This is a genomic window from Terriglobus roseus, assembly GCF_900102185.1.
In the GTDB taxonomy this organism is placed as follows: domain Bacteria; phylum Acidobacteriota; class Terriglobia; order Terriglobales; family Acidobacteriaceae; genus Terriglobus; species Terriglobus roseus_A.
In genome coordinates this window covers 3255449-3280619 of sequence record NZ_LT629690.1, presented here as the reverse complement: position 1 = coordinate 3280619, position 25171 = coordinate 3255449, and the positions used below count along the sequence as shown (strand labels likewise).

The following is a 25171-nucleotide window of genomic DNA, read 5'->3' as shown; positions in this document are numbered from 1 at the left end:
TTAGCCCTCCAGTACGAATTGCTCTGCTGCTTTAAGAATTTTCTGCACGGCTTCCTGCGAAGTGGATTCGCTGTACACACGCAGTAGCGGCTCGGTTCCTGAGGCGCGGAGCAGAAGCCATGTTTCGGCAGCGTTGGGCTTGGTTTTTGCTTCGGGATTGTCGAGGAAGAACTTGATGCCATCCATGTCTTCCGTCTTCAACACGCGATAGCCTGCGATTTCCGTGAGTCCGCTGGATGCGCGATCGATGGCCGACTTCTTCAGACGATCATCGATGTGCATGTCGATACGTCCGTACTGGTGTTCGCCGAACTCAGCCTGCAGCATGGCGACGAGCTGGCCAAGTGTCTTGCCTTCTTCTGCCATCACATTTGCAAGCAACAGTGCATTCAGAATACCGTCACGCTCAGGCAAATGGCGCTTGATACCGACGCCGCCAGATTCCTCACCGCCGATGAGGATGTCTTCCGTCAGCATCAGATCGCAGACGTACTTGAAGCCGATGCCATGCTCATGAAGTTTGCGACCGTATTTCGCGGCGATGCGATCAAGCATCTTGGTGGTGTTGAAGGCACGGGTGATTTCGCCCGGCCACTTCTTCTTTTCCAGTAGCCACCACAACAGGATGGAGAAGATCTTATGCGCGTCAACTACGTTGCCGTTTTCGTCGACGGAACCAATGCGATCAGCGTCGCCGTCAGTGATTAGGCCAGCGGCGCACTTCTCTTCCACAACCTTCTTCTGCGTGAGCGCGATGTGCGGCAAGATGGGTTCGGGGTTAATGCCGGGGAAGAGGGGGTTGCGTTCTGCGCGAATCTCCACGCAATCCACACCAGCACGTTCGAAGATGCCCTTCAACACGCCTGCGCCTGCGCCAAACATGCTGTCGATAAGGAAGCGCTGCTTCGCCTTGGCGATCAACGGCAGGTCGGCAAATGCTTCGACTGCCGCGATGTAATCGGGCATGAAGTCTGCTTCGGTGATGGCAGCGGGAGTTTTGGCGACAGGAACGTCTTTGCCAAGGTAGGTCTCGATGCTCTTGATGATGCCCGGCGATCCGGAACCGCCGTAGCTGGCTTTGTACTTGACGCCGTTCCACTGCGCCGGGTTATGCGACGAAGTGATCATGATGCCGCCGGCAGCCTTCCGATGTGCCACGCCATAGCTGAGTGCGGGCGTGGCGGTGACGTCCTTCGCCAGCAACACGGGGATACCCGCCTCGCTCAACACCTGTGCCGCAACGCGCGCAAACTGCGGCGAGCCGAAGCGTGTGTCGTAACCAATGCAGACGCCTTTCGAGGCGTCTTCATGCGCCAGCACGTAATTGGCAATGGCGCGGACGGCGACGCGGACGTTGGCGTAGGTGAAGTCATCGGCGATGATGCCGCGCCAGCCGTCGGTTCCGAACTTAACCGGGCTGGAGAAGGTGGCGTTGGAAGTGGCTTCGCTCATACAGGTTCCATGATTTTATAGACCCTCCCGGTGATTTTGGGTGTAGGGAATTACTTCGCTTTTTCTTTGCCATGCAGCGACGACGGATGCTAGGATGAGGTTCACTGTACGAAGGAGAATCATCAGCGTGGCCGTGGACGAACGCAGCAAAGCCGTAGAACTTGCCCTGGCGGGCATTGAGAAGCAATTTGGCAAGGGTTCCATCATGCGCCTGGGCGCGCGCGATGCGATCGTACCGATCTCAGTGATCTCGACAGGATCCATTTCCTTCGACGCCGCGCTGGGTGTCGGCGGTGTGCCACGTGGTCGCGTGGTTGAGATTTACGGCCCGGAATCCTCGGGTAAAACGACAATTACGCTCCAGATCATTGCTGAGGCGCAGCGGCAGGGCGGCCTGGCTGCCTTTGTCGACGCGGAACATGCGCTTGATCCGGTGTATGCGCGCAAGCTGGGCGTGGATACGGATAACTTGCTGATTTCGCAGCCGGATTACGGCGAACAGGCTCTGGAAATCACGGAAGCACTCGTCCGCTCTGGCGCGATCGATGTGTTGGTGGTTGACTCTGTTGCTGCCTTGGTTCCCAAGGCCGAACTTGATGGCGAAATGGGCGATTCGCACGTGGGTCTGCAGGCACGTCTGATGTCGCAGGCACTGCGTAAACTGACTGGCACCGTCTCGAAGAGCCGCACCTGCCTCATCTTCATCAACCAGATCCGCGAAAAGATCGGTGTTATGTTCGGCAACCCCGAAACCACCACCGGTGGCCGTGCGCTGAAGTTCTACTCGTCGGTTCGTGTAGACATTCGTCGCATTGGTGCAGTGAAGGAAGGCGACGTTGTCGTCGGTTCTCGCACCAAGACCAAGATTGTGAAGAACAAGGTTGCTGCACCGTTCCGCGAAGCCGAGTTCGACATCCTGTACGGCGAAGGTATCTCGCGCGAAGGTGATGTACTTGACCTCGCGGTAGCGAACAATATTGTGGAGAAGAGCGGCGCTTGGTACAGCTATGCGGGCGAACGCATTGGCCAGGGGCGCGAGAATGTGCGTAACTTCCTCAAGTCCAATCCGGAAGTCTTCGGGCGCATGGATGTTGAACTTCGTGCCAAGTTGAAGATTGGCGCGTCTTCCGTTGCTCCGATACCAGCCGCGCCTGCGGACGGTGAGGAAAAGGCGCAGGAAGCCGTGCGGCCTTCGCGGAAATAGTCACTCAAAAGTAGTCATGGAAAGGGCCGCAGACTGCGGCCCTTTCTTATTCCTTAAAGCGACTATCGACCGGGTCGCGTATGCTTCCTTTTGTCATGGGAATTATCCGCGCCATCTACCCCGGCACCTTCGATCCGCCGACGAACGGACATCTGGACCTGATCAGCCGTGGGGCGAAGATCTTTGATGAGTTGGTGGTTGCGGTGTTGCGCAACACCAGCAAGGGTGTTCCTCTGTTCACCACAGAGGAACGTGCGGAGATGCTGCAGGAAGTCACGGCTCCCTTGGGAAATGTCACCGTGGAGACATTTGACGGCCTCCTCGTTGACTTTGCCCGAATGAAGCAGGCCAGTGCTGTGCTGCGTGGTATCCGTGCTATTTCGGACTACGAATACGAGTTCCAGATGGCCATGATGAACCGCAAGCTGGACAAGTCGTTAGAGACGGTCTTCATGATGCCAGCCGAGAAGTACACGTATGTATCGTCGCGACTTATTAAAGGCGTGTATCAGCTCAATGGCGACATCCGTGAACTGGTGCCTCCGCTGGTGTTGCAGCGGTTGCAGGAGAAGCGTTCTGCGAAGACGGTTCCCCTCGGTGGCGAGGTTCCCGGGGAGGTGTAATAGCACTTCGTTCGGGCAAAGCCATACCCGCTCCGGTTAGAATCGGAGCCATGAGCGCAGCAGCCGCAGAAGTCCTTGCCGGAAAGAAGACCTTTTCCGATCGCATTAATCGCATTGAAGTTTCGGCCACCATGGCCATTACGGCGGAGGCACTTCGCCTGAAACAGAGCGGCATTGATCTTGCCGACTTTGGCGCGGGTGAACCGCATTTTCAAACGCCGGAGCACATTAAGCGCGCGGCAATTGAGGCGATTGAGAAGGGCTACACCAAATACACGGCGGTGGCGGGTATCCCCGAGGTGCGTCGCGCCGTGGTTGACCGTCATGCAGAGGACTTCGGTTCCAACTACACGCCGGAGGAGTGCTGCTTTGCCACAGGTGGCAAGCAGGCCCTGTTCAACGCCATCGAGTGCCTGGTGGACCATGGCGATGAGGTGATTGTGCCGGTGCCGTACTGGGTGTCGTACAAGGACATCATCCAGTTTGCTGGCGGTACGCCGGTGTTTGTGCAGGCCAATGAGGCTGACAACTTCCGTGTGACGCCGGCCATGATTGAGGCGGCCATCACCGACCGCACGAAGGCCATCATCCTGAACTCGCCCTCCAACCCGTCTGGTGCGGTGATGAGTGCCGGGGATGTGGAGGCGATCATCCGCCTGGCACATCGCAAGGGCATCTACATGTTGCTGGATGAGTGCTACACCTACCTGAACTTCATCGGGAAGCCGGTAAGCGGTGGGTCGTTCACGGACTGCAAGGAGCATGTGGTGGTGTTGGGTACGCTGTCCAAGACCTATGCCATGACGGGTTGGCGTGCCGGATTCGCCCTCGGGCCGAAGGCCATTGTGGCCGCTATCGCTAAGCTGCAGTCGCAGAGCACCAGCAATGTGTCCACGCCGGTGCAGTATGCTTCGGTGGCGGCACTGACCGCCTCGCAACAGTGCGTCGAAGACATGAAGGTGGACTACATCAAGCTGCGTGACCGCCTGCTGGCCGGGTTTGCCACCATTCCGGGGCTGACCTGCACGGTGCCGCAGGGCGCGTTCTACGCGTACCCGAACATCTCGGCGTTCCTGGGACGCGAAGGCGCGGCGACTGCATCACAGGTTGCATCGCGGCTGCTGAACGAGGCCCACGTGGTGTGCGTGCCGGGTGAGGCGTTTGGTACGGAGCATCATCTGCGGTTCTCGTATGCCACATCGGCAGACGTGATCGACAAGGGCATTGAACGCATGCGTACCTTCTTCGCGGGGCTGGCCTAAACCTATGAGCGACTCCGTCACGAAGTCCCTGAAGCTGACGCCGCTGGTGCTTGCCGGTGGTAGTGGTACACGGTTCTGGCCTCGCTCGCGGAAGTCGCGGGCGAAGCAGGTGCTGGCGCTGTCCGGCGGCACGGAGACCATGATCCAGGAGACGGTGGCGCGGCTGCTGCCGCTGGCTCCTGCGGATGACTTCCTGGTGATCACCAACGGGTTGCTGGTCGGGACGATTCGGGAGCAGTTGCCGGAGATTCCTCACAGCCGCATCCTGTGTGAGCCGATGGCACGGAATACAGCTCCGGCTTGTGCGTTGGCGGCCATGATTGTGGAGCGGACCGCGCCGGAGACGATTCTGGGTGTCTTCCCGTCAGACCATGTGGTGACGGATGATGCGCGTTTCCAGCAGGTGATCCGTGCAGCGATGCAGATTGCCGCCGCGGGCGAGAATATTGTGGTGTTGGGTGCGCCGCCGACACGCCCTGAGACGGGTTACGGCTACATCAAGCAGGGAACGGTCGCAGGCGAGTTTGCCGATCTGGGCATGACAGCGCGCTGCGTGCAGCGGTTCACAGAGAAGCCGCAGATTGACCGCGCTATCGAGTTCCTGGCGGATGGGAATTATGCCTGGAATGCAGGCATCTTCCTGTGGTCGGCGAAGACGCTGGCGAATGCCATCCGCGAGCATCGGCCTGCGGTTGCTGGACCGCTGGAGACGATTGCCGCAGCTTACGGAACGCCGGAGTTCGAGGCTGTGTTCGCCGCCGAGTATCCGAAGGTGGAGAACATCTCCATCGACTATGCAGTGCTGGAGCCACGTTCCGCGAAGGGTGCGGCCAGCAACATCTATTGCCTGCCTGCAGATTTCGGCTGGAACGATCTTGGTTCATGGACGGCTCTGCACGAGCATGCCATGGCGAAGGGCGGCGTAAGTCGTGGCCACGGGAACATTGTGGAGTGCGACCAGGCGCTGCATCTGGAGGCGTTTGGCAATTACGTCTATTCGCCGGGCAAGACGGTTGCGCTGCTGGGTGTGAGCGATCTGGTTGTGGTGGAAACCGACGACGCGATCCTGATTACAACGCGCGCGCATTCGCAGGAAGTTGGGCGTGTTGTAAGTGAGCTTACGAAGCGGCAACGTCTGGATTTGATCTAAGGCGGGAGTTGGGGGTACCCCCTCCCCCTGTTTTTCTAAAATCGTCTTTCTATTGGGTTTACGTTTTGGGTGGCTGTAAAATCGTCTGCCCATTGGAGTTAGAGGCAAAATCGTCTGCCCATTGGAGTTAGAGGCAAAATCGTCTTTCTAAACGAGTTAGGGCCGCGCTTTTGCGCGGCCCTTTCTCTCTGTTTCTATTCTAGAGGTTTGGTGAAAATAGCATGCCAACTGTATTTCTTTGGTTTGTTGGGGTTGGGTGGGACAGGGGCTTGACAACACTTCGTGCGGTTCTCGACGCCTTCGCGTGGGACAGCTACTAAGTTCCAAGTCGGCGATGAGTCGACGGGGCATGCGGCGAATTCAATCCGAATGCTTTCCTCTCAAACCTGAGCGAGGAGCGGTTTTCATCCTGTCGATGCGACCTCCCATGTTATCGGCCTTTGAAGACGATAAGCCGACTTCCTATTACGAATTCCGCCTCGATGGGTGCATTAGTGATTTCGCGCAAAACGAGAACATCATTGCTTTGAGGCACGGGAGCGGCTGGATTGCTTCGGGATTGCGCTCTTGGGCAATCGCGGAACAGTCTGGACGCCGGCCCAAAGCGTTGCGATCGTTTGTTCTACCACCAGAGTCTGGTCAGGCAAGTCTGGCACAGCCCCTTGGATAACGAAAAGCGTGGCGAGGCCAAAGATCGAAAACCACCAGGTGTGAGCTACCACTATGTCATCCCTGTTTGGCAATCCTTCTTCCTTGGCAACATCGAAAAAGAGCTGCACGAAACGTCCGAACAACGGCGCGCCAAGGTCGTTGATATATTGTCCGGCGCGGACACCGTTGCGATTCTCAGGCCCGAAGAAGACGTTGCGGAACTGTTGTGGATGGGCAATGCAGAATTGAATCAAGCCGCGTGAAGTCGCGAAAAGACGCTCTTTCGGCGCAGGGTGTTTAGCGGCAATCTCGTCGAAGTTCTGAACCATCAGCCCGATCGTCTCGCGGCTCAACTCAACAAGAATGTGCCATTTGTCAGGGAAATGCTGATAAATCACGGCATGGGTATAGCCGATCTCTTTAGCGATCTCGCGAAGCGTCACAGCTTCGTAGCCGCGATCGGCAAACATTTTGCTGGCAGCCGCAAGAATCTCGCCCCGCAACCTTTCCTTGCGCTCTACCCGTCGACTTGGCGATGTGGATGTCACTTCAATAGCTTAGTCCGTTTTCACGCTTTATGTGACCAAATGTGGTTTTATAACCGTTGGTTATAAAACCACCGATTATTTTGCAACCATTGGTTACTATTCACCTCTAATCGTCAGGTCGCTCATTGAATTGGCGGCCAAATACGAGGCAAAAGGAGAAACGAGCATGTATCTAGTCATGGGCATTACGGGAAAAGTTGGCGGCGCCACTGCGCGGCATCTGGTGAAGCAGGGCAAACAGGTGCGAGCGCTTGTGCGTGATCGCGAGAAAGCGGCGAAGTGGGCAGATCAAGGCGTGGAGTTGGTGGATGGAGATTGGAATGATGCGACAGCCATAGCGACCGCTCTTAAAGGTGTTGATGGCGCTTTTGTTATGTTGCCGTCTGTATGGGCGCCCTCGCCTGATTACAAAGAGGCAAAGGGCGTGATTGCGAACTATGTCGAGGCATTGACCAGAGTAGTGCCTCCGCGGGTGGTAGCTCTCTCGTCGATGGGCGCGAATAGAACAAGCGGGATGGGGATGATCACGGCCTTATCACTCCTGGAGCAGGGGCTTCGCAGCTTGCCTTATCCGGTCGCATTTGTGCGCGCTGGCGGCTTTTTTGAAAATTTTCTTTACGGTTTACAGGTTGCCCGGGGCGGAACACTGCCGGTCTTCTACAACCCTACAAACCAGAAATCGACAATGGTCGCATCAGACGACATCGGCGCAGAAGTGGCAACACTTCTCACCGGGCCGACGTGGTCAGGGCATCGCGTCATCGAACTGGGTTCGATGGTAAGCGCGGATGAAGTGGCCTCACAACTGGGTGAAGTCCTCACACTCGACGTAAAGGCCTTTGCCGTCCCTCGTGCAGGCTGGGCGGAAACGTTCGAACAGTTCGGCGTCCCAAAGGGCCACACTGGACCAGCCGAAGAAATGTTCGATGCCGTGAACGAGGGATGGATGGCTCTCGGAGTCCCGGGTACTGAGCTCGTAGCAGGTACGACATCCGCACGCGATGTCTTTGCGGCTGCACAGAACGCCGTCAAGTCATAAGTCTGGGGCAGGCGGCTTCAGCGCCTTAGAGGCGGGAACAGCCAGACGCGACCACTGCGGCTTCGTGTTCGACCGGCGGTTCCTGCCTTGCTCGGCCATGGCCGAGCATTTAACAAGAAAAGAAGGATGCGAACGTCAAATATGAAAGCCGAACTCACAACCGATAAACCCGCGCGGGCAGGTCGAGCAACTCAAATAGCCGCGATGGTCATAACCGGCCTCGCCGCCTTCACCTGGGTGTACTTCGGAAGGTTATATCTGATCCACGATCCCGACGAATGGAGGATCGCCAATCAGCAACTCGGATACCCGGCCTATATCATCCCTCTGATTGGCGTGACCCACATCCTTGGCGGCGTGGGCCTTCTGATTCCCAATGTGCCTCGACTGACTGAGTGGATTTATGCTGCTCTCTCGATCGATCTCCTACTCGCGTTCTATTCACAACTGAATAGTGGGGGGAGTCCATGGGATAAATTTGATCCGATTCTCGTCATGGCGTTCGTCTTTGCTTCCTATGTACTAAGACGGTGCATGCGCGCAAACAAGTGGTCGATATGAAGGACAATCTCAAATGCGAGGACGTACCGGAAACGCCGATATCTAGCGCAATGCCGCCCCATTCCTGACTGCGATAGGGCCTCGTCATAAGTGGCACTCGGCAGTGCCATGAGTGGGACATGTGCCGAGATTTGTCACGACAAGCCTTAGGGGCTGTCCCATACTGCCTAGCAAGAGGGACTCGGCTTATGGTTGTTCAACCGATGCTTGCGCTCGCCGTTGTGGCGTCTACAGCTGCTACGGATGCTGTCTATGTGCTCTTCACCGCTGCTGTCGCTTCGCGCATGCGAGTGAGGGCAGCCACCTGGAGCAGCCTTTGGTATCTTCTCTCGGCGTTCGCGGTCATTAGCTACACGAGACATTGGGTCTACGTTGTCTTCGCCGCCATAGGATCATGGCTGGGCGCATTTGCTTCTGTGACGTGGCTGAGAGCTTCTGGTGATAAGCACCCGCAACGTACCGTGGCGTGAAAATCACCTTGAAGCGATTTGGTTTTGTGCGCTCAGATCTGAGCTGTTCGTGAGTTTTCATTTGCTCTTGCTAGAGAGGAGCATGGATGCGTGGGGATTGAGGCGGATGTGCAGCGTGGGGCTTGCCGGTAATGTTGTGCCGGTCCATGTGTCTCGCAAAGGCTTATTGGGGTTTGTGATTCCGATGCTCGCCCATGGCAGATCCAGCTCGATGGGTTGATCTCCTAAGTTGATCATCGCGATGTAGTCGGACGCGCCACCCTTTGTTGTTCGAGCAGTCCATATGCGAAGGTCTTTTTCTTTGTAGGCCAGTTTGTTTCCGTTGCCGTGTTGATTTACTGCGAGCACGTCGACATTTGTAAGCAGGCTGCGCGTGAATGGATCAAGCGTGGCAAGGTCGCCGCCGAACATGAGCGGAGAACGCGCGACGCCCCAGAGAGTCATCATCGTTTTCTGTTCGTCCTGCGTCAGCCGCGATTGGCGGTCATCTCCCCGTTCGGCGCGGATACCGATGTGTCCAAGAGGGAGCATGTCGGCGTCGGGCCAATGGCCGGGCTCGACGAGTTGCCACCAGTTCTCCATTCGAGAAGCCATGTTCCTGACTGACTTCCAGTCGTCCCATAGGTCATCTTCGATTCGCCACATCTGCGCGTTTGCGCGGAGCGATGCGACCTTATCAACAGGGGCGGGGCCGGGCGAGAGGCTTAGTACGATGGGGCGGCGCGAATGCACGATGGCTTTGTGAAGACCTTCGATTTCTGCATCGTGATAGGGACGGAGCATGTCGTCGGCTTTGATGAAATCGACGCCCCAGCTTGCATACATGGCAACGAGTGAATCGTAGTATGCCTGGGCGCCGGGCTTTGTCATGTCGACACCGTACATGTCGGTGTTCCAGGTGCAAACACTGTTGCGATCTGCAACGTCTGCGGCGTGAAGTGCTGTGCCCCTGATTGGCGTGTTCTGCGCCACCGCTTGCCGCGGGATGCCGCGCATGATGTGAATTCCGAATTTCAATCCCTTGCTGTGAACGTATGTCGCTAACTGCTTGAAGCCGGCTCCATCCTTCGCGGATGGGAAGCGATTGGCTGCAGGTACGAGCCGACCGTTGCTGTCCATGGCGAGCTGCGCGCCCGCGCGATAGCCATGAGCCTTTGCATTGGGTTCATACCATTGAATGTCAACGACGATGTATTCCCATCCGAAGCGTTTCAGCCCGGCCATGGCATCTGTATTTGCCTTGACCTCTGATTCGCGGACCGTTGTTCCATAGGAATCCCAACTGTTCCAACCCATCGGTGGTGTTGGAGCGAGGTGTTGTGCGGGCGTGAGTGGTGTTGCGAAGCTGGCGAGAACGGTGGCGAAGAACGCGATTCGTTTCCAGTTGGCGTGCACGCTACATCCTTCGTCGTGAGATGGGGAGAAGCGTATCGCTGTTTGTGTGGGAACGGCAAGCGATGGAGCTAGAAGAACAAAACCAGACCTGGTGGTTCCGCTGAATGCGTTTCGGAAACTGTCTCAGATTGTATGGATCGGTCGGCCTGACGGAATTATCGTTAGGAAAACGAGGTAGCGCGTTTCCTATAGCAGCAACTACTGCGGATCAGGCGTGATGGTGAGATAAGTGACCAATCCTGCGATCGTTTTCGTTACTGTTCAATTTTGAACAGGTCCTGTGCGAGATCGCACACTTATGTCGTTCTCATCTGCGTTCTGGAGTTGGCAATTTTGCTTTATTCAGCCACTTGCCTCTTACTTCGAATGGCATCTTGCCTGCATGCATTGGTTTGCGTCCAGTGACTGTTGGTTCCGAGGCAAACATGAAAACTCATCGTGTGGTGTTCTTTGGTTCTGTGTTCTCGCGCTCGCTTGAGAGCAGATTTGTTTCTGCTCTTTCACTTCTGCTGTCTCTGTTCGTAGCGTGTTCTTGCCGTGCTCAGAATGTCTCCGGTGGTAATTCGCTTGCTCAGCAGAAATTTGCACTCGCTGATACCGTTGGACTTTCTGTTACTGGTGGCAAGGCAGAAGCTGTTGAATATCTTGGTCGGAAAGCTGTCCGCCTGACGACACAGGCCAATAACGTCATCTTTGCTTACGTGAATGGTTCTTCCATTCAGGACGGTGTCATCGAGGTCGATGTTGCGGTGAAGATCACCACGCCTCCGGGTGTTCGGATGCCGGGTTTTACTGGTGTTACCTTCCGTTCGCGTCCTGACGGCTCGAAGTACGACATGTTTTATCTTCGGCCTAAGAACGCTCAATCGGATGACCAGGCGATGCGCAACCACTCGGTCCAGTATGTGGCCAAGCCTGACTACGACTGGTATCCGCTTCGTCGCCAGTGGCCTTGGGTTTATGAATCGTGGGCTGATCTCAAACCTGAAACATGGACACATGTGAAGATCGAAATCCATGGACGGATTGCGCAGTTATTTGTGAATAACTCCAATACTCCCAGCCTTGTTGTTAATGGACTCAAAGGTGAGGACCTGCGGGGCGGTGTTGGGCTTTGGAGCTATCCTGGCGAAGAGTCTTATTTTTCGAATCTGCGCATCTCTCCTTCGAATCCACTTCCGATTAAGAACAGTGGTGAAGTTGATGGAAAGTGGAATGCTGTGTTCGCAAGCGACTACGGACGCTTTGAGGGCGTGATGAATCTGCATCGCGATGGCAAGAAGATCACTGGCACGTGGAGCGGAGCGTTCGGAAAAGAATTAGCAGTCACGGGGACGTGGCGTGATGGCTATGTGGAGCTTAGTTTCGCAGGAGGCTGGCAGGATGATCCGAAGTCTACTGCAGTTCCTATGGTGGCTACGTTGGCTGGATGGATTGATGATGACAAGGCTGGCGGTCGCATGAAGGTGGATGGTCGTGCTGATGGTCAGTGGTCTGCCGTCCGTCAGAAAGAGTAAGACGCAGGAGGAAATTGCATGTTGCAATGTTCCTCTCTGCGTTTCGTCTTGCGGGCTTTAGGCGTCGAAGCCGCCGTCGATCAGGATGCCTGCTCCGGTGATGTATCCAGCTTCGGGGCCAGCGAGATAGGTTACTAGTCCAGCGATCTCTTCGCCTTTGCCGTAACGCTTGAGGGCCATGAGGCCGAGCATTGTTTCTGCGAATGGGCCGTTGGCGGGATTGGCGTCGGTGTCGACGGGGCCTGGCTGGATGTTGTTGACGGTGATGTTGCGGGGACCGAGGTCGCGCGCGAGGCCTTTGGTGAAGCTGAAGATGGCTCCCTTGGTGAGAGCGTAGACCGAGCCACCTGCGAAAGGCATGCGGTCACTGTTTACCGAGCCGATGTGAATGATGCGTCCGCCATCGGGCATGTGGCGTACTGCTTCCTGTGTCGCGGTGAAAACGCTGTGCACGTTGATGGCGAGAATGCGTTGGAAGTCTTCTTCTTTGATGTCGGTGATGGGGCCGAGAACGATGATGCCCGCGTTGTTTACGAGGATGTCGATCTTGTCGAAATGATTTGCGGCCTGCTGTACTGCTTCGCGTACTGCTGCTTGATCGGCCGCGTCTGCCTTGATGCCGATTGCTTCGCCGCCATCTTTTGCAATTTGTTCAACAAGACGGTTGGCCTGTTCGCTGGAGGCACTGTAGGTGAACGCTACGCGCGCGCCTTCTTTTGCGAGTCGTTGCACAATGGCAGCGCCAATGCCACGGGAGCCGCCTGTTACCAAAGCTGATTTGCCGGTCAAACTTGCCATCGCTAATCTCCTAAAACTGTTTGCGTGCCATTGAAACATTTGCTGCGCACTAAGGCACTTGAAATCTGAAGGAGCGTGTTTTCGAGAAGAATTAGAGCTTCGATCCGCCATCTACTGGAATACTGGCGCCTGTGATCCATCGGGATGCGTCGGAGGCTAAGAAGGCGACGACATCAGCTACGTCTTCTGGTTTGCCGATGCGTTTCAGTGCCTGCATGGCCAGGGCTGTCTCTCTTCCCGCTTCCGTCTTGGTGAAGTTCGACATGTCGGTGTCGATCACTCCGGGTGCTACTGCGTTCACGCGAATGCCCTGCGGGCCAAGCATTGCGGCCCAATTTTTCACGAGGGTTTCAAGTGCTCCTTTGGTGGAGGCGTAGGCGAGGATGGATGGCTTGTCAGGCGCGGGATTGCCGACTACTTCGCGAGCCACAACGGAAGTGATGGCGATGATGCTTGCGCCCTCTCGAAGCAATGGAAGCAGTTGCTGAACAAGCAGAAATGGCCCGCGGACGTTGGTTGCAAAGAGAGTATCGAGATCCTCTGCAGTGTAGTCGGCGATGCGTGCGGCCTTGCTGATGCCCGCGTTTAACACCACGATGTCTAGTTGACCGCTCGTGAGTGAGCTTACTTTTGTTGCGATCTCGATCGCTGCGTTGGGCGTTGCAAGATCAGATGACAAAGCGTCTGCTTGTCCTCCGTTTGTTCGGATGGCGGCAACGAGCGATTCGGCTTCCTGTGCGGAGCGGCCGTAGTGAACGAGAACGCGTGCGCCAGCCTCAGCGAGAGCGATGGCTGTGGCGCGTCCGATGCCTCTTGAAGCACCGGTTACGAGAGCTACTTTGTTCTTCAACATGATTGCGACTCCTTTGAAGCAGTGCAGCGGCCTCCGGTACGAATCGTCCTGATGAGGCCGCTACCCACTATGCGTTTGTGCCGCCATCTACAGTTAGATTTGCGCCGGTGATGTATGACGATTCCGGGCTGGCGACGAATGCGACGAGAGCTGCGACCTCATCGGCGCGTCCGTATCGCTTCAGAGCAGTGACAGCTATCTGAGGTGTCGCCCAATCGCCCGCAGCGGGGTTGAGGTCGGTGTCGATAGGGCCAGGCTGAACATTGTTCACCGTAATGCCGCGGTCGCCAACTTCTCTGGATAGGCTTTGCGTAAACATCTTCACGGCGCCCTTGGTCGCCGAGTAAGCGGCCAGTCCGGGCGTGAGATTTTTTTCACCTACACATGAACCGATCATGATGATGCGGCCGTTGTTGTTCATGCGTTTCAGTGCTGCTTGCGTGGTGACGAACACGCCGCGAATGTTGAGATTGATGACGTGTTCCATTTCTTCAAGAGTGGCCTCTTCGAATGGTTTTGGAATTGCCGTGCCTGCGTTGTTGACGAGGATGTCAAGCTTGCCGAGTTCACTGACGGCTTTCTCAACTGCGGAGACGCTTGCTTTTGCACTGACTGCGTCCGCCTGAATCGCGATGGCTTTTCCACCTGCGTCCTGGATTGCCTTGACTACTGCCGAAGCGGCAGTTGCGTCCTTTGCGTATGTGATGGCTACGCTGGCTCCATCAGATGCGAGACGTTTGGCAATCGCAGCGCCGATTCCGCGTGATCCGCCTGTTACGAATGCGATCTTTCCCTCAAGAGGATGAGACATGTTGCTCCACCTTTCTGTTCACAAATCATGCTGTTTGAGTAAGGCGGATCCAGGTAAATCCTGGTTAGCGCCGTTGTACGGGATCCAGTATTGACCTGGACTGGCATGCACGCATGCCTCAAAAGGATTGTTTTGCGATGGGGCATGTTTCTGGTGCGGTGGTGGATTGCACTTTGCGTGATGCATAAGTCGGTCAGCTGTCGGTTTCGCGCGGCGGGATCTGTGAGTTGATGGGGCGCTACACTGGGGCCACGGTTCGCGCCGATGTGCGGAGTGGCGCGCCCTGAGGAGCCGATTCACTGATGCAGCCGCCGGTGGTTACAGAGTCGCGTCCTCAGAGTGTGCCGAGTTTCTCCGTAATGGCTCGGCAGCCAATGCGGCCTTCTGCGGTGCTGTTGGCGGTGATGATTGCTGGCGGCGCTCTGTCGATGGTTGCCATGGGATTGGGGCATGGCCGTGCGCGGCACTTTCGAAGTGATGAAGGTGGCAGTGCTTCGCGCACTGGTGGTGGTTCTTCTTCAAGTGGCTCGCACGCGGACGACGATGACGATGACGACCCTTCGCAGGTGGACACGATTGTGCTGGGCGATGCAGGAGATGCTCCTGTGCCTGCGAAGAAGGGGCAGCGGATCAGCAATGTGCATGCGACGGTGATCGTGCATCTGCCTCGGTTTGGAGAACAGTCGGGATTGATTCCAGATAGTCCTGCGGGGCATCTGTTGTATCGGTGGTTGGCTGCGTTTAACCAGAACAGTTATTCGGACCTGGAAGATGCTTTGCCCAATGATGCTGTGGCTGCGACGGCGGCGGCGCAGATGGAGTTACGCGGGCAGACTGGTGGTTTCAGCTTGTTGTCGGCGAAGGAAGTGGAGCCGGGGTTGATTGTCTTTCGATTGCGAGATCAGACGCCCGAGGCGCGGGAAGTGTTGGGCACTTTGTACATGCGTCCGAAGTCAAATCCTGCTGCGGTTGCTAGTTTTAGTTTGCGGGCTGTTGAGATTCAGCGACCGACGAAGGTCTCAACTCAGTAGAGGCCTGGCATCGTTTCTGCGATAGTTTTCTACGTTATTAGGCAGTGCCGTGAATGGGATTACCTTGGCATGAACATCATCAGATGTTCTTTATGGCGCGGCGAAAAACTCGGTGCGGGCTTGCACTTTAAGGTGAGGATCCTTCGTTTTGAGTTCCAGCTTGTGGAAGCGGTTGGTGGATGTATTCGGCGGCGGAATGTAACCAATTTCGTATTGCTTGTTTAGCCCGTCGGCAATCTGTGCCAAGATTTTCTGCAAGGTCATTTGGCGAGTTACGCGAAAAGTATCTCCACCGGTTTCACCTGCGAGTTTTCTGAGGATGTCATTGGAGCGGTCCACCATGGAGTTGATGACCTGCGATGGAGCACCTGAGAGTCCAGCATCGGTCGCTCTGTAGCAGATGGAATAAACGGCTACATCTGCCTTCTGGGCTTCTTCGATGGTGGACTTGAGAGTAACGCGACTATCGGTGTCGCCGCCGTCGGTGATCAAGATGATCGCCTTGCGGCCGTTCTCTTTTGCTAATACCTTCTCTGTTACGCCAGCTACAGCATCCATCACGCGTGTGCCGTTCTTAGCTTCGGCTCCACTCTTCACATAGCCAAGAGCGAGATGAAGCAGAGCGTATTGGTTGGTTAATGCTTTCAGCTGTTGGATCGTTGTATCGAACTGAACCAGCATGGCTCGATCTTGCGGCCGCTGTAACATCGTTTCAAAGAAGATGTCGCTCGCCTTTACTTCGTCTTCTACCATGGTGCTTTGGCTGGCACTCACGTCGACGAGAACTGCGAATGTGATTGGTAGTTGCTCCGCAACGGAGAAATAACGGATGCTCTCTTCCTTGCCGTCCTGCTTCAGAATGAAGTCGTCTTTCGTTAGATCAGATATAGGAAGACCATTTTTATCCTTTACCACGGTGGCAATTGGAACGAGGTGGGCGCTTGTGTGCAAGGTGGCGACGTCTGGAGAAGCGGACTGTGCTGCGGCAGTGCCCAGTGCAAGCGATAGGAGCATAGTCCATGTTGAACCAGCCATGCATTTCGTCAATGTTCGATCTCTCCTGTCAGAGCAGACTCGAAGCTAACCTGTGACAGGATGCAGGGTCAATTGGTTTGTATGGGTGGGGCCAGTCTTGTATATAGTCGAGGACCAATTATGAAGTAACTAGATGGTTAGAGTTACGTTGATCGGTATCTGTCGGCTTCTTAGCGTGATGTTCGCGACGATCACACTCACTATCGGATTACCTTCTTGGTGACTGGTTAAGTTGGTATTTATTGCTAACTGAAAAGACAGTCTGAGTGCAGGTGTGCCATTGTTCGCTGGTCGCATGATTCGTGGTGCATGGTGGGGGTGGGGAATCCATGAGAGCAGCAATGTTGTTGCGAGTATGAGTTTCATCGCAGCGCGTTCCTCATTTAGTTTTCTGTGGGTGCTTTTTCGATGTGGTCCACGATGAGCATTTGTAGTGGTGCTTTGCGTGGTTCGAGTTTTAGACCGAGGTCCTGTATTGCTTCGAAGAGGGTGATGCGTGGTTGTGCCTCTGTGCCTCCGTCGGCTCCTTGTCCCGGGCCACCGGGGCCTCCGCGCATGCGCATGTTTTCTGGCATGAAGGTGAGGTCGATGTCGTAGCGTTCCGGCAGGCCTGTCCGGTCTACGACGGGCTGATCGACAAACATGGATAGCGTTTCGCAGAGGCGGCTGAGGGTTAGGGCGGGGCCTTTTAAGTGCATACCGGTGGGGCTGCCCATGATCTGGAGATCGCCTCGTACGGGCGTGCCGGGTTTGCGGTTGGGGCTGTCGGGATAGTCCGTTGCTTTGACTTCGGATGGCTTGAGCTTTGGTCCGTTCTTGCCTACGACGAGTGCGAATACGGCATGGTCTTTCGTTTCGTTGTGGAACTGGAGTTTGAAGCGATCACGTAGGAGAGACTGCAACATCTCTGGCACTTGATCTTCTGTGGCTCCGGCGGGGTATTTGGCTTCAATGTTGAAGCGATTGCGGATCCAGTCGGGGCCGGTGACTTGAAACTCTTTGATGTTGTAAGCGACGCGGATCATGTCGCGCAGCGAAACGTTGACGTAATGGATCATGGAGCGTTCCGCGTTCATGCGGATTGCGATCATCTCCGCATCTGCGTCGGCGCCGGGACGGATGGAGGCAACTTCGAACGACAGGTTGCTTTGTGGGTGTTGCGCTGTTGCGACCGCGAAAGATGCGACGAGTACGAGCGGAAGAACCGAGAGGAATTTCATGAGCCTGATTGTGTCGCGATGTGCAGGTCAGGCATGCAAATTGTATGTAAGGAATGTAAAGGTGTGGCGGGATCAAAGAGCGAGTTTGTATCCGGCGCCTTTGATCGTGAGGAGGAAGCGCGGATAGCGCGGGTCTTCTTCGATCTTCTTGCGCAGGCCTGCAACGTGAACGTCGACAGTGCGGCTGAGCATGCTGCCGTCTGCCGCCCACACGTTTTCCAATAGCTCTTCGCGAGTGATGATGTTGCCGCGATGTTGGTTAAGGTACTTAAGCAATCGGAACTCGATAGGTGTGAGGATTACGGCAATGCCTGCACGTGAAACTTCGTGTTGACGGAAGTCGATGCGGATGTCGCCGAGGGTTGTGATGTCGGGTGACGTTGCAGAGGGTTGTGATCTGCGTAGTAAGGCCTCGATGCGTGCCATGAGTTCGATGGGTTCGCAGTTCTTTTGCACGTAATCGTCTGCGCCGAGTTTGAGGCCGAGGACGCGGTCGATGACTTCGCCGCGTGCGGTGAGCATGAGTACCGGCGTGGAGATGTTGTCGCGCCGGAGATCGCGGCAAATGTCGAAGCCGTTCTTGGCGGGGAGTGAGACATCGAGCAGGATGAGGTCGAACGTGTTGGCGGATGCGGCTTGTTGGCCTGCGTTTCCGTTGCTCTCCCATTGCACTTCATAGTCCTCTGCACGCAGGCGGTCGATGAGGCCGATGGCGAAGGCGTGTTCGTCTTCGATGAAGAGAATGCATTTCATGCGGGGATTCTCAGTGTAAAGGTGCTGCCTTGTCCCGGTGTGCTTTCGACGGTGACCGAACCGTCGTGTGCTTCTGCTGCGGAGCGTACAAGGCTGAGGCCGATGCCGGAGCCGGGGATGTTTGTTTCTGTTGCTGCGTGGCCGCGATAAAAAGGCTCGAACAGATGTTCGCGATCGATGGATTCAATGCCCGGGCCGTGGTCGGAGATGTGTACGAGGATGGCGCGATTGCTTGTGGAGTATTCGGCACGGATGTCGATCCATTGACCACTGGCTGCGTACTTGATTGCGTTGGACAGCAGGTTGTCGATGGCGATGCGGAGTAAGTTGACGTCGCCTTGAATTGTCGGAAGGTTGTTGGGGATGTTTTGTTCGACTTGAAATTGTGCGCGGGTTAGTTCGTCGTAGTGCGCAGATAGCGCGGTGGAGATGATGTTCGCGATGTTGACTGGCGTGCGTGTTTTTGTGCCGAGGTTGGAGTGGATGCCGGCGTATTGAAGCGTCTGCTCGATCATTTCGCTGAGGCGTCGTGATTGCTGGTGGATGAGTTCGCCGTATTGCGTGACCTTGTCTGCGCCGGTTACTAGGCCGTCTGCCTGATTGCGCGAAAGCATGGAGATGGAGGATACGGGCGTGCGCAGTTCATGTGAGACGGCTGCTACGAATTGCATTCGTTGTTCGGCAGAGCGTTGCATGCGATGAGCGCTTAGAACCAGAAGGATGATGGATGCGCCGAGAAGAAATTCTGCCGCGACTACGAGCAGGAGTTCTTGTTTGCGTTCACGACGGAAGGCAGCGGCCAGCGGCAAGCCACGATGCGCGACTTGCAGTTCCCAGATGTCGTTTGGTGGTGAAGGAGGGCCGTGGCTCTCGGTTTGAATCTGATAGCGCTGGATGATTCTGCCGGGAGGAGTTGGTGCGGTTGATGGGCGACCTGGTATGGGCGGCAGATTTCGCAACGATACGGAGAAGAAAGGCTTTCTGAAATCCGGTTTGATCCTGGGGCCGTAGATTTGCTGTGCATCGCGGTGGCGCGGGACGATGGCGAAATCGTAATCGCTCATGGAAGATTTTCCGAAGCTTTGTTGAAGGAGATTCGGAACGAGTGTGGTCTTAATGAAGTCTTCGTCAAGCAATGCGACGAAGCAGTGATTAGCATGCGAGATGAGAAAGAGGCTTTGGCCTTGTTTCGTCTTTTGGACAAGGGGTTGAAAGATCGGCGTCGTGACGGCGAGTGGTTGCTGGGAAATAGTCGCGGCGCATTCTTCGGGATGCATCCAGTTGGGAGTTGCCACTGCTGCGAATGTGCCGTCGTTGTTTGCGCGGAGGACGTGAGGTTGTGCGCTCGAGATGTCGACGAGGTAGAGCTCTTTTATCAGTGTCGGAAGAGACGGAAGTGGTGCGTTTGTGGTCCATGCGGTTTGCGCGTCGTTCTGAATGAAGCTGACGGCATCTGCGACGTTGCGGTTGAAGCGTGATGCGAAGAGTGAGGCGGAGAGATCGAGATGTTCGCGTTCGCGTTGGAGATCGGCGGTGAGTACACGTTTTGACCATCGGTATTGCACAAATGCGACGACGCCGAGGAGGACGGCGAGCGTGACGCAGATGGCGATGAGAGTCCGAAAGCCGAAACGCAGGTGCATGGACGTGGATTGTAGCGGTCGAGGGTATGAGATACAAGGCGCGTGTCGTCAGCGTAAGTGGTTTGTATTTCTGAATTTGAGGATTTCTACAGTGAGTTTTGGGGGAACAGCGCTAATTCCAGACGGCTTTTCTGTTTCCCATAGAAATTCGAGTGGTGTAGTATTCACTCCCATAGGAATTCGAGGGGAGAGTGGTGATGGCGAAGAAGAACCAGGTGGACAGCGAGATGTTGAAAGGCACGCTGGACATGATGATTCTGCGGACGCTGGTGGGTGGCGACGCGCATGGTCACACCATTGCCAAGGTGATTGAGCACACATCAGAAGATGTGCTGGAAGTGGAACAGGGATCGCTTTATCCGGCGCTGCATCGGTTGGAGGATCGGCGTTGGGTTTCTTCGTATTGGGGAGTGAGTGAGAACAATCGCAAGGCGAAGTTCTACAAGCTGACTGCGGAAGGGCGTAAGCAATTAGCACGTGAAGTAACGCGGTGGCGACAGATGACTCGCGCGATTGGGTTGGTGATGGGCGAAGAGGGAGGTGCGCAATGAGCTGGTTCCGGTTCTTTCGTCGTAAGCGTTCCGATGCCGAGTTGCAGGAAGAGATGGCGTCGTTTCTGAATGAGGAGATGGCGGACAATGTTGCGCGTGGGATGTCAGAGGAAGAGGCGCGGCGGCAGGCTTATGTGAAGTTGGGTAGCAGGGAGAAGGTGCGCGAATCGTTGTGGGAGCAGAACTCATTGCAGCCATTGGCGAGTGTTGCGCGCGATGTGAAATTTGCGAGTCGCACGCTGCGACGTACGCCGGGATTTTCGTTTCTTGCAGTGCTGGTAGTGGCGTTGTGCATTGGTGCAGCGACATCGTTGTTTACGATTGCGCGTTCGGTGTTGCTGCGTCCGTTGCCGTTTCATGATCCGGACAAGCTGGTGATGTTGTACGAGGCTCGGACGAAGAATGGCGTGCCTCCTGCAAAGCCGTCGTATAACCCGGTGTCTCCTGCGGACTTTTACGATTGGCGATCGAAGACGCATGGCTTTGAGGACATGGCCGTGACGCGTGGCGATGGCTTCAATCTAACGGGCGAGCATGGTGAATTGCCGGAGTCGGTGGTTGCTGCTGCAGGGTCGTGGAACCTGATGCGGCTGCTGGGTGTGCAGCCTGCGGTGGGACGCTGGTTCACAGAGGCAGAAGATAAGCCGGGCAGCACCGTAGTGATGCTGACGTGGAGCGTGTATCAGCGGCGGTTTGGTGGTGATGCGTCGATTGTGGGACGCCAGATTCATCTGGATGACAAGCCGTATACGGTAGTGGGTGTGTTGCCGTCGTGGTTTCGGTATCCCGATGCGTCGATTGTGTTGTGGGTGCCGTATCAGGGCGATATGGGAGAGACACTGCAGCACCATGACTACCACCAGAGCCAGGTGATTGCGCGTATGAAGGATGGCGTGTCGCTGGCGAGTGCGGTGGCGCAGGTGCAAGCGGTGCAGATGCAGCTTCACCTTGCCTATCCAGAGCAGCCGGTGCATGACCTGGTGGAAGTGCGGCCCATGCATGAGGACGTGACGGGTGACGTGAAACAGCCTCTGCAATTGATGCTGGGCGCAGTGGCGTGCATGTTGTTGATTGGCTGTTTGAATGTGTCGAACCTGATGGTGGCACGTGGTGCAGCGCGGCAGCGTGAGGTGGCTATACGCAGTGCTTTGGGTGCGCAGCGTGGTGCGTTGATCCGCGAACAGATGACGGAGAGCGTGCTGATCTGCATTGCTGGTGGCACGCTTGGCGTTGCGTTGTCGGTGCTGGCGACGCAGACCCTTGCGCATGCATGGAAGGATTTGCCCAGCGTACAGAGCATTCATCTGGATGGAACAGTGATTGCTTTCGCATGCGCGTTGGTTTGTGTGGCAGCACTGGTTGCAGGGTTGCTTCCTGCGTTGTCGTCTACTGACAAGACGATGCTGAGTGCGATGCAGAGTTCTGCGCGCACTGGTGCCAGCAGCCTTGGGCGTACGGCGTTGCGCAAGTGGATGCTGACGGCGGAGATTGCGATTACGGTGGTGTTGCTGGTTGCGGCGGGGTTGCTGGGCAAGAGCTTTTTGAAGCTGCGGGCAACAGATGTTGGTTGTGTGACGAAGGATGTGCTGACGCTTCGTTACAGCCTGCCGAGCAAAGAGTACGACACGCCGGAGAAGATCAATGCGTTTCATCAATCGCTGCTGGAGCGCGTGCGCGTGTTGCCAGGAGTGAAGGCCGTGGCGCTGGGCAATACCGTTCCTGCTGCTGGCTACTGGGGAGATTTTGTGTTCACGGTGAAGGAGCATCCTCCTCTTCAGGCTGGGGCACCCATACAAGTTGGATTGGAGCGATGGGCTGATCCTGGGTACTTCACGGGGCTGGGAATTCCGTTGATACGTGGGCGATTCTTCACGATCCAGGATCAGTTGGACCGTGCCGACAAGGTGATCATCAGTAAGCAACTGGCGGATCGTTACTTTCCGGGCGAGGATGCGATCAGCAGACATCTGCATATTGCCGCTCATGCACTGAAAGGTAAGCCGGATGCATTGGATTACGAGATTGTGGGCGTAGTCGACGATGTGATCTACCAGGTGGGTAAGGAAGCTAAGCCGATGATGTACTTCCCGCTGCTGGATGGAACGATGAGCGGTGCAACGCTGGCAGTGCGCACGCAGTATGATCCGCTGCAGTTTGCGTTGCCGGTACAGAAACAGATTGCGTCGCTTGATCCGGGATTGCCGGTGGCAGATGTGCGGACGATGGATCAGGTTGTCGGTGAGTCGCTGGGCAATCAGAGTTTGAGTGCGGGGCTGGTGCTGGCGTTTGCTGTGTTGTCGTTGTTGCTGGCTTCTGTTGGTTTGTATGGTGTGTTGTCTTACTTGGCCGTGCAGCGGACACAGGAGCTTGGTATTCGGATGGCGCTGGGTGCGCAACGCGAACAGTTGCTGCAACAGATGTTGGTGGATGGTATGAAGCCGGCGCTGTTCGGGCTTGGGCTGGGTATGGTTGCGAGCTTTGCGGTGACGCGCGTGTTGCAATCGATGCTATTCGGAACGAAGCCGCTTGATCCGGCAGTGTTGTTCGGTGTGGTTGGAACGCTGCTGGTGGTGGCGATGTGTGCTTGCCTTGTGCCTGCTTGGCGGGCTTCGCGCATTGAACCGATGCGAGCTTTGCGAATGGAGTGATCGCAAGAGGCTTCATGCAAATCTTTCGCGGATGTGTTGCGATAGATTGCGTGGATGTCTTCGGATTGCAGGTGCGGGGTGTGGGAGTGGATGCGCAGACGCGTTGCGCTCGCTATCGCTCAGTGCTGGATGTGATTGCGATTCGCATGGCTTGTTGTGGAGAGTATTTCGCCTGCAAGGATTGCCATGAAGAAGTGGCTGACCATGCGATTGCGGTGTGGCCGCGTTTGCAGTGGGATACTCGTGCGGTGCTTTGCGGCGTATGCGGTTATGAGTTGACGATCCACGAGTACATGGAATGCGGCAACCGGTGTCCGCGTTGTGAGGCTGCGTTCAATCCCGGTTGCCGGAACCACTATCACTTTTACTTTGAAGTCTGAGTGCGCTCGATGAAGCCGCCGATGATGGTGGCGCATGCTTCGAGGAAGTCACGATCTGCGGCGGTGAAGGCTGCGGCGTCGTGGCTGTCGATGTCGATTTCGCCGATGACTTTGCCGTGGGCGTGGATGGGCACAACGATCTCGGATTTGGTTTCGATGGAGCAGGCGAGATAGCGCGGGTCGGAGTGGACGTCGTCGACGATGACGGTTTGATTTTGCGCGACGGCGGCTCCGCAGATGCCCTGATGGATGGGGATGCGCGTGTGCTCTGTGGGTGCGCCGTTGAAGGGGCCGAGGACGAGCATCTCTGCGTCGTTGGGGTCGAGCATGTAGAAGCCGGTCCAGTTGTAATGCGGCAGGCGCGACGGGATGATGTCGACGACGAAGTTCTGCAGGGATTCAAGGGATGGGGCGGTGGCGGCGAAGGTGGTGATCTCTTCGAGGATGCCGTTGTAAAGGCTCATGCAATTATTGTGCGCTTTTCCTCGCGGTGACGTTGCCAGATGGGCGTGGAATGCGGCAGGATGGCTGGGTGAATTCACACAAGGTTTTTACTGCGTTATTTGCCGCGCTGGCAGTTGCTGCGCTTGGCTCGTCCGTTGTTCATGCGTATCCGGCTGATGCGCCGAAGGTTCCTGCGTGGGCGTATCCGCAGGGCGTTCACGATGAGCCGGGACCTGATGATGGCAAGCTGTATCACCTGCCGGGCACGTCGCAGGCGTTTACGGATACGCAGATTAACCGTGTGAACGCGACGATTGACTGGTTTCCGAAGTCGCATCCGACGCCTCCTGCCCCGGTGATCACGGGCACGGAGAAGTACAAGGCGTGTGGCACGTGTCACCTGATGAATGGCGTGGGCAAGCCTGAGACGGGTGATCTGCAAGGGTTGCCGGTGGCTTACCTGCTGCAGCAGTTGGACGATATGAAGAATGATCGTCGTCATCCCGCATATGTGCCTTCGAGCCTGACTGGTATGGTTGCGATTGCGAAGGCGTTGACGCCGGAAGAGGCGCGGCAGGCAGCGGAGTATTTCCATTCGGTTCCGCCGGTTGAACATATCCGGGTGGTGGAGTCTGCGGATGCGCCGGTGACGCATCCGGGGCCGCATACGATTCAGCTGCCTGATCCATCGGGTGCTCGTGCGCCGCTTGGTACGCGCATTGTGGAAGTGTCAGAGAATGTGGAGCGCACGAAGCTGCGCGATCCTTCCACTGGTTTTGTTGCTTACGTTCCTGTGGGCAGCATTGCTCGCGGTGAGGCGCTGGTAAAGAGTGGTGGTGCGAGCAAGATGGCTTGCACGATGTGTCATGGTGCGGATTTGAAGGGGATGGGCGATGCGTTCCCGTCGCTCGCAGGGCACTCGCCTACGGCTATGGCGCGCCAGTTGTTTGATTTCCGGAGTGGCTCGCGCGATGGCAAAAATGCTGCGGCGATGAAGCCCGTGGTGGCTGGGCTTTCGGATAGCGACATTGTGGATGTGTCGGCTTATCTGGCTTCTTTGAAGCCCTAACGAATCCGTTCGCTTGTGCAACTGCCCACGTCTCAGTGCGAGACCTGGGCAGTTTGTTTTTGT

At 56.2% G+C, this 25171-nt stretch carries 24 protein-coding genes; 13 read left to right on the top strand and 11 right to left on the bottom strand.

What is annotated here, in order from left to right; genetic code table 11:
• A complete protein-coding gene (locus BLT38_RS13710) occupies positions 1 to 1452 on the bottom strand; it encodes a phosphoglucomutase/phosphomannomutase family protein (RefSeq protein WP_083345688.1) in 1452 nt (483 codons plus the stop codon).
• Between the two features lie 127 nt (positions 1453 to 1579).
• Here BLT38_RS13710 and recA point away from each other — a divergent pair, with 127 nt between their 5' ends.
• The 4 genes from recA to BLT38_RS13690 all read left to right on the top strand — a co-directional run bounded on the left by recA (position 1580) and on the right by BLT38_RS13690 (position 5691).
• Complete coding sequence (gene recA / locus BLT38_RS13705; protein WP_331711382.1) at positions 1580 to 2656, top strand: recombinase RecA; 1077 nt, start codon at positions 1580 to 1582, stop codon at positions 2654 to 2656.
• A 95-nt stretch (positions 2657 to 2751) separates the two neighbouring features.
• Positions 2752 to 3279 (top strand): pantetheine-phosphate adenylyltransferase, encoded by a 528-nt coding sequence (coaD, locus tag BLT38_RS13700; protein ID WP_083347093.1) that lies wholly within the window; start codon positions 2752 to 2754, stop codon positions 3277 to 3279.
• A gap of 50 nt (positions 3280 to 3329) precedes the next feature.
• Positions 3330 to 4541 (top strand): pyridoxal phosphate-dependent aminotransferase, encoded by a 1212-nt coding sequence (locus tag BLT38_RS13695; RefSeq protein WP_083345686.1) that lies wholly within the window; start codon positions 3330 to 3332, stop codon positions 4539 to 4541.
• A 4-nt stretch (positions 4542 to 4545) separates the two neighbouring features.
• Positions 4546 to 5691 (top strand): mannose-1-phosphate guanylyltransferase, encoded by a 1146-nt coding sequence (locus BLT38_RS13690; protein ID WP_083345685.1) that lies wholly within the window; start codon positions 4546 to 4548, stop codon positions 5689 to 5691.
• Between the two features lie 518 nt (positions 5692 to 6209).
• On the opposite strand, the gene BLT38_RS13685 is transcribed toward BLT38_RS13690, so the two are convergent.
• Entirely contained in the window at positions 6210 to 6890 is a 681-nt protein-coding gene (locus BLT38_RS13685; RefSeq protein WP_269456819.1) for a TetR/AcrR family transcriptional regulator, read from the bottom strand.
• Positions 6891 to 7056: 166 nt separating this feature from the next.
• On the opposite strand from BLT38_RS13685, the gene BLT38_RS13680 reads away from it, so the two are divergent.
• From BLT38_RS13680 to BLT38_RS13670, 3 genes are all read left to right on the top strand, one after another.
• A complete protein-coding gene (locus tag BLT38_RS13680; protein WP_083345683.1) occupies positions 7057 to 7929 on the top strand; it encodes an NmrA family NAD(P)-binding protein in 873 nt (290 codons plus the stop codon).
• A gap of 141 nt (positions 7930 to 8070) precedes the next feature.
• Positions 8071 to 8490 carry a DoxX family protein gene (locus BLT38_RS13675; RefSeq protein WP_172838280.1) on the top strand — a complete coding sequence of 140 codons (420 nt, stop codon included), beginning with the start codon at positions 8071 to 8073 and terminating at the stop codon, positions 8488 to 8490.
• Between the two features lie 188 nt (positions 8491 to 8678).
• A complete protein-coding gene (locus BLT38_RS13670) occupies positions 8679 to 8960 on the top strand; it encodes a hypothetical protein (protein ID WP_083345681.1) in 282 nt (93 codons plus the stop codon).
• 57 nt (positions 8961 to 9017) lie between these two features.
• Here BLT38_RS13670 and BLT38_RS13665 read toward each other — a convergent pair whose 3' ends face one another.
• The gene (locus tag BLT38_RS13665) at positions 9018 to 10355 is read right to left on the bottom strand and encodes a glycoside hydrolase family 27 protein (RefSeq protein WP_231966497.1); all 1338 of its coding nucleotides are present in this window, start codon (positions 10353 to 10355) and stop codon (positions 9018 to 9020) included.
• A 425-nt stretch (positions 10356 to 10780) separates the two neighbouring features.
• Between BLT38_RS13665 and BLT38_RS13660 the strand changes: the two genes are divergently transcribed.
• Positions 10781 to 11872, top strand: coding sequence for a hypothetical protein (locus BLT38_RS13660; RefSeq protein WP_083347091.1), 1092 nt, complete (start codon positions 10781 to 10783; stop codon positions 11870 to 11872).
• Between the two features lie 57 nt (positions 11873 to 11929).
• Here BLT38_RS13660 and BLT38_RS13655 read toward each other — a convergent pair whose 3' ends face one another.
• The 3 genes from BLT38_RS13655 to BLT38_RS13645 all read right to left on the bottom strand — a co-directional run bounded on the left by BLT38_RS13655 (position 11930) and on the right by BLT38_RS13645 (position 14334).
• Complete coding sequence (locus BLT38_RS13655; RefSeq protein WP_083345680.1) at positions 11930 to 12670, bottom strand: 3-oxoacyl-ACP reductase family protein; 741 nt, start codon at positions 12668 to 12670, stop codon at positions 11930 to 11932.
• A gap of 91 nt (positions 12671 to 12761) precedes the next feature.
• Positions 12762 to 13523 (bottom strand): SDR family NAD(P)-dependent oxidoreductase, encoded by a 762-nt coding sequence (locus BLT38_RS13650; protein WP_083345679.1) that lies wholly within the window; start codon positions 13521 to 13523, stop codon positions 12762 to 12764.
• 67 nt (positions 13524 to 13590) lie between these two features.
• Positions 13591 to 14334, bottom strand: a complete 744-nt coding sequence (locus BLT38_RS13645) for a 3-oxoacyl-ACP reductase family protein (RefSeq protein WP_083345678.1) — start codon at positions 14332 to 14334, stop codon at positions 13591 to 13593.
• Positions 14335 to 14636: 302 nt separating this feature from the next.
• On the opposite strand from BLT38_RS13645, the gene BLT38_RS13640 reads away from it, so the two are divergent.
• On the top strand, positions 14637 to 15365 hold the full coding sequence (locus tag BLT38_RS13640; RefSeq protein WP_083345677.1) for a hypothetical protein: 729 nt from the start codon (positions 14637 to 14639) through the stop codon (positions 15363 to 15365).
• A 90-nt stretch (positions 15366 to 15455) separates the two neighbouring features.
• Here the strand turns inward: BLT38_RS13640 and BLT38_RS13635 are convergent, their stop codons facing one another.
• The 4 genes from BLT38_RS13635 to BLT38_RS13620 form a co-directional block, all read right to left on the bottom strand.
• Entirely contained in the window at positions 15456 to 16400 is a 945-nt protein-coding gene (locus BLT38_RS13635; protein ID WP_083345676.1) for a VWA domain-containing protein, read from the bottom strand.
• Positions 16401 to 16783: 383 nt separating this feature from the next.
• Entirely contained in the window at positions 16784 to 17620 is an 837-nt protein-coding gene (locus BLT38_RS13630; RefSeq protein ID WP_083345675.1) for a TIGR03435 family protein, read from the bottom strand.
• A 72-nt stretch (positions 17621 to 17692) separates the two neighbouring features.
• Positions 17693 to 18373 carry a response regulator transcription factor gene (locus BLT38_RS13625; protein ID WP_083345674.1) on the bottom strand — a complete coding sequence of 227 codons (681 nt, stop codon included), beginning with the start codon at positions 18371 to 18373 and terminating at the stop codon, positions 17693 to 17695.
• Positions 18370 to 20016, bottom strand: a complete 1647-nt coding sequence (locus BLT38_RS13620; protein ID WP_083345673.1) for a sensor histidine kinase — start codon at positions 20014 to 20016, stop codon at positions 18370 to 18372. Before BLT38_RS13620 ends, BLT38_RS13625 begins: the two co-directional genes overlap by 4 nt.
• Before the next feature lie 197 nt (positions 20017 to 20213).
• Between BLT38_RS13620 and BLT38_RS13615 the strand changes: the two genes are divergently transcribed.
• From BLT38_RS13615 to BLT38_RS13605, 3 genes are read left to right on the top strand one after another with little or no spacing between them, the layout of a single operon-like run.
• Positions 20214 to 20567, top strand: a complete 354-nt coding sequence (locus BLT38_RS13615) for a PadR family transcriptional regulator (RefSeq protein ID WP_047489840.1) — start codon at positions 20214 to 20216, stop codon at positions 20565 to 20567.
• Positions 20564 to 23215, top strand: coding sequence for an ABC transporter permease (locus BLT38_RS13610; RefSeq protein WP_083345672.1), 2652 nt, complete (start codon positions 20564 to 20566; stop codon positions 23213 to 23215). The genes BLT38_RS13615 and BLT38_RS13610 overlap by 4 nt, the downstream gene beginning before the upstream one ends.
• 14 nt (positions 23216 to 23229) lie before the next feature.
• Entirely contained in the window at positions 23230 to 23595 is a 366-nt protein-coding gene (locus tag BLT38_RS13605; protein WP_083345671.1) for a CHY zinc finger protein, read from the top strand.
• Here the strand turns inward: BLT38_RS13605 and BLT38_RS13600 are convergent.
• The gene (locus BLT38_RS13600; RefSeq protein WP_083345670.1) at positions 23580 to 24059 is read right to left on the bottom strand and encodes a GAF domain-containing protein; all 480 of its coding nucleotides are present in this window, start codon (positions 24057 to 24059) and stop codon (positions 23580 to 23582) included. The genes BLT38_RS13605 and BLT38_RS13600 overlap by 16 nt on opposite strands.
• 68 nt (positions 24060 to 24127) lie before the next feature.
• On the opposite strand from BLT38_RS13600, the gene BLT38_RS13595 reads away from it, so the two are divergent.
• The gene (locus tag BLT38_RS13595) at positions 24128 to 25108 is read left to right on the top strand and encodes a c-type cytochrome (RefSeq protein WP_172838279.1); all 981 of its coding nucleotides are present in this window, start codon (positions 24128 to 24130) and stop codon (positions 25106 to 25108) included.
• The last annotated feature ends 63 nt before the right edge of the window (positions 25109 to 25171 follow it).

Bases quoted from the DNA above. Each gene is read 5' to 3' on its own strand.
- BLT38_RS13710 (WP_083345688.1), bottom strand. From the start codon at position 1,452: ATGAGCGAAGCCACTTCCAACGCCACCTTCTCCAGCCCGGTTAAGTTC.
- coaD (WP_083347093.1), top strand. From the start codon at position 2,752: ATGGGAATTATCCGCGCCATCTACCCCGGCACCTTCGATCCGCCGACG.
- BLT38_RS13695 (WP_083345686.1), top strand. From the start codon at position 3,330: ATGAGCGCAGCAGCCGCAGAAGTCCTTGCCGGAAAGAAGACCTTTTCC.
- BLT38_RS13690 (WP_083345685.1), top strand. From the start codon at position 4,546: ATGAGCGACTCCGTCACGAAGTCCCTGAAGCTGACGCCGCTGGTGCTT.
- BLT38_RS13680 (WP_083345683.1), top strand. From the start codon at position 7,057: ATGTATCTAGTCATGGGCATTACGGGAAAAGTTGGCGGCGCCACTGCG.
- BLT38_RS13675 (WP_172838280.1), top strand. From the start codon at position 8,071: ATGAAAGCCGAACTCACAACCGATAAACCCGCGCGGGCAGGTCGAGCA.
- BLT38_RS13670 (WP_083345681.1), top strand. From the start codon at position 8,679: ATGGTTGTTCAACCGATGCTTGCGCTCGCCGTTGTGGCGTCTACAGCT.
- BLT38_RS13660 (WP_083347091.1), top strand. From the start codon at position 10,781: ATGAAAACTCATCGTGTGGTGTTCTTTGGTTCTGTGTTCTCGCGCTCG.
- BLT38_RS13655 (WP_083345680.1), bottom strand. From the start codon at position 12,670: ATGGCAAGTTTGACCGGCAAATCAGCTTTGGTAACAGGCGGCTCCCGT.
- BLT38_RS13650 (WP_083345679.1), bottom strand. From the start codon at position 13,523: ATGTTGAAGAACAAAGTAGCTCTCGTAACCGGTGCTTCAAGAGGCATC.
- BLT38_RS13645 (WP_083345678.1), bottom strand. From the start codon at position 14,334: ATGTCTCATCCTCTTGAGGGAAAGATCGCATTCGTAACAGGCGGATCA.
- BLT38_RS13640 (WP_083345677.1), top strand. From the start codon at position 14,637: ATGCAGCCGCCGGTGGTTACAGAGTCGCGTCCTCAGAGTGTGCCGAGT.
- BLT38_RS13635 (WP_083345676.1), bottom strand. From the start codon at position 16,400: ATGGCTGGTTCAACATGGACTATGCTCCTATCGCTTGCACTGGGCACT.
- BLT38_RS13630 (WP_083345675.1), bottom strand. From the start codon at position 17,620: ATGAAATTCCTCTCGGTTCTTCCGCTCGTACTCGTCGCATCTTTCGCG.
- BLT38_RS13625 (WP_083345674.1), bottom strand. From the start codon at position 18,373: ATGAAATGCATTCTCTTCATCGAAGACGAACACGCCTTCGCCATCGGC.
- BLT38_RS13620 (WP_083345673.1), bottom strand. From the start codon at position 20,016: ATGCACCTGCGTTTCGGCTTTCGGACTCTCATCGCCATCTGCGTCACG.
- BLT38_RS13615 (WP_047489840.1), top strand. From the start codon at position 20,214: ATGGCGAAGAAGAACCAGGTGGACAGCGAGATGTTGAAAGGCACGCTG.
- BLT38_RS13610 (WP_083345672.1), top strand. From the start codon at position 20,564: ATGAGCTGGTTCCGGTTCTTTCGTCGTAAGCGTTCCGATGCCGAGTTG.
- BLT38_RS13605 (WP_083345671.1), top strand. From the start codon at position 23,230: ATGCAAATCTTTCGCGGATGTGTTGCGATAGATTGCGTGGATGTCTTC.
- BLT38_RS13600 (WP_083345670.1), bottom strand. From the start codon at position 24,059: ATGAGCCTTTACAACGGCATCCTCGAAGAGATCACCACCTTCGCCGCC.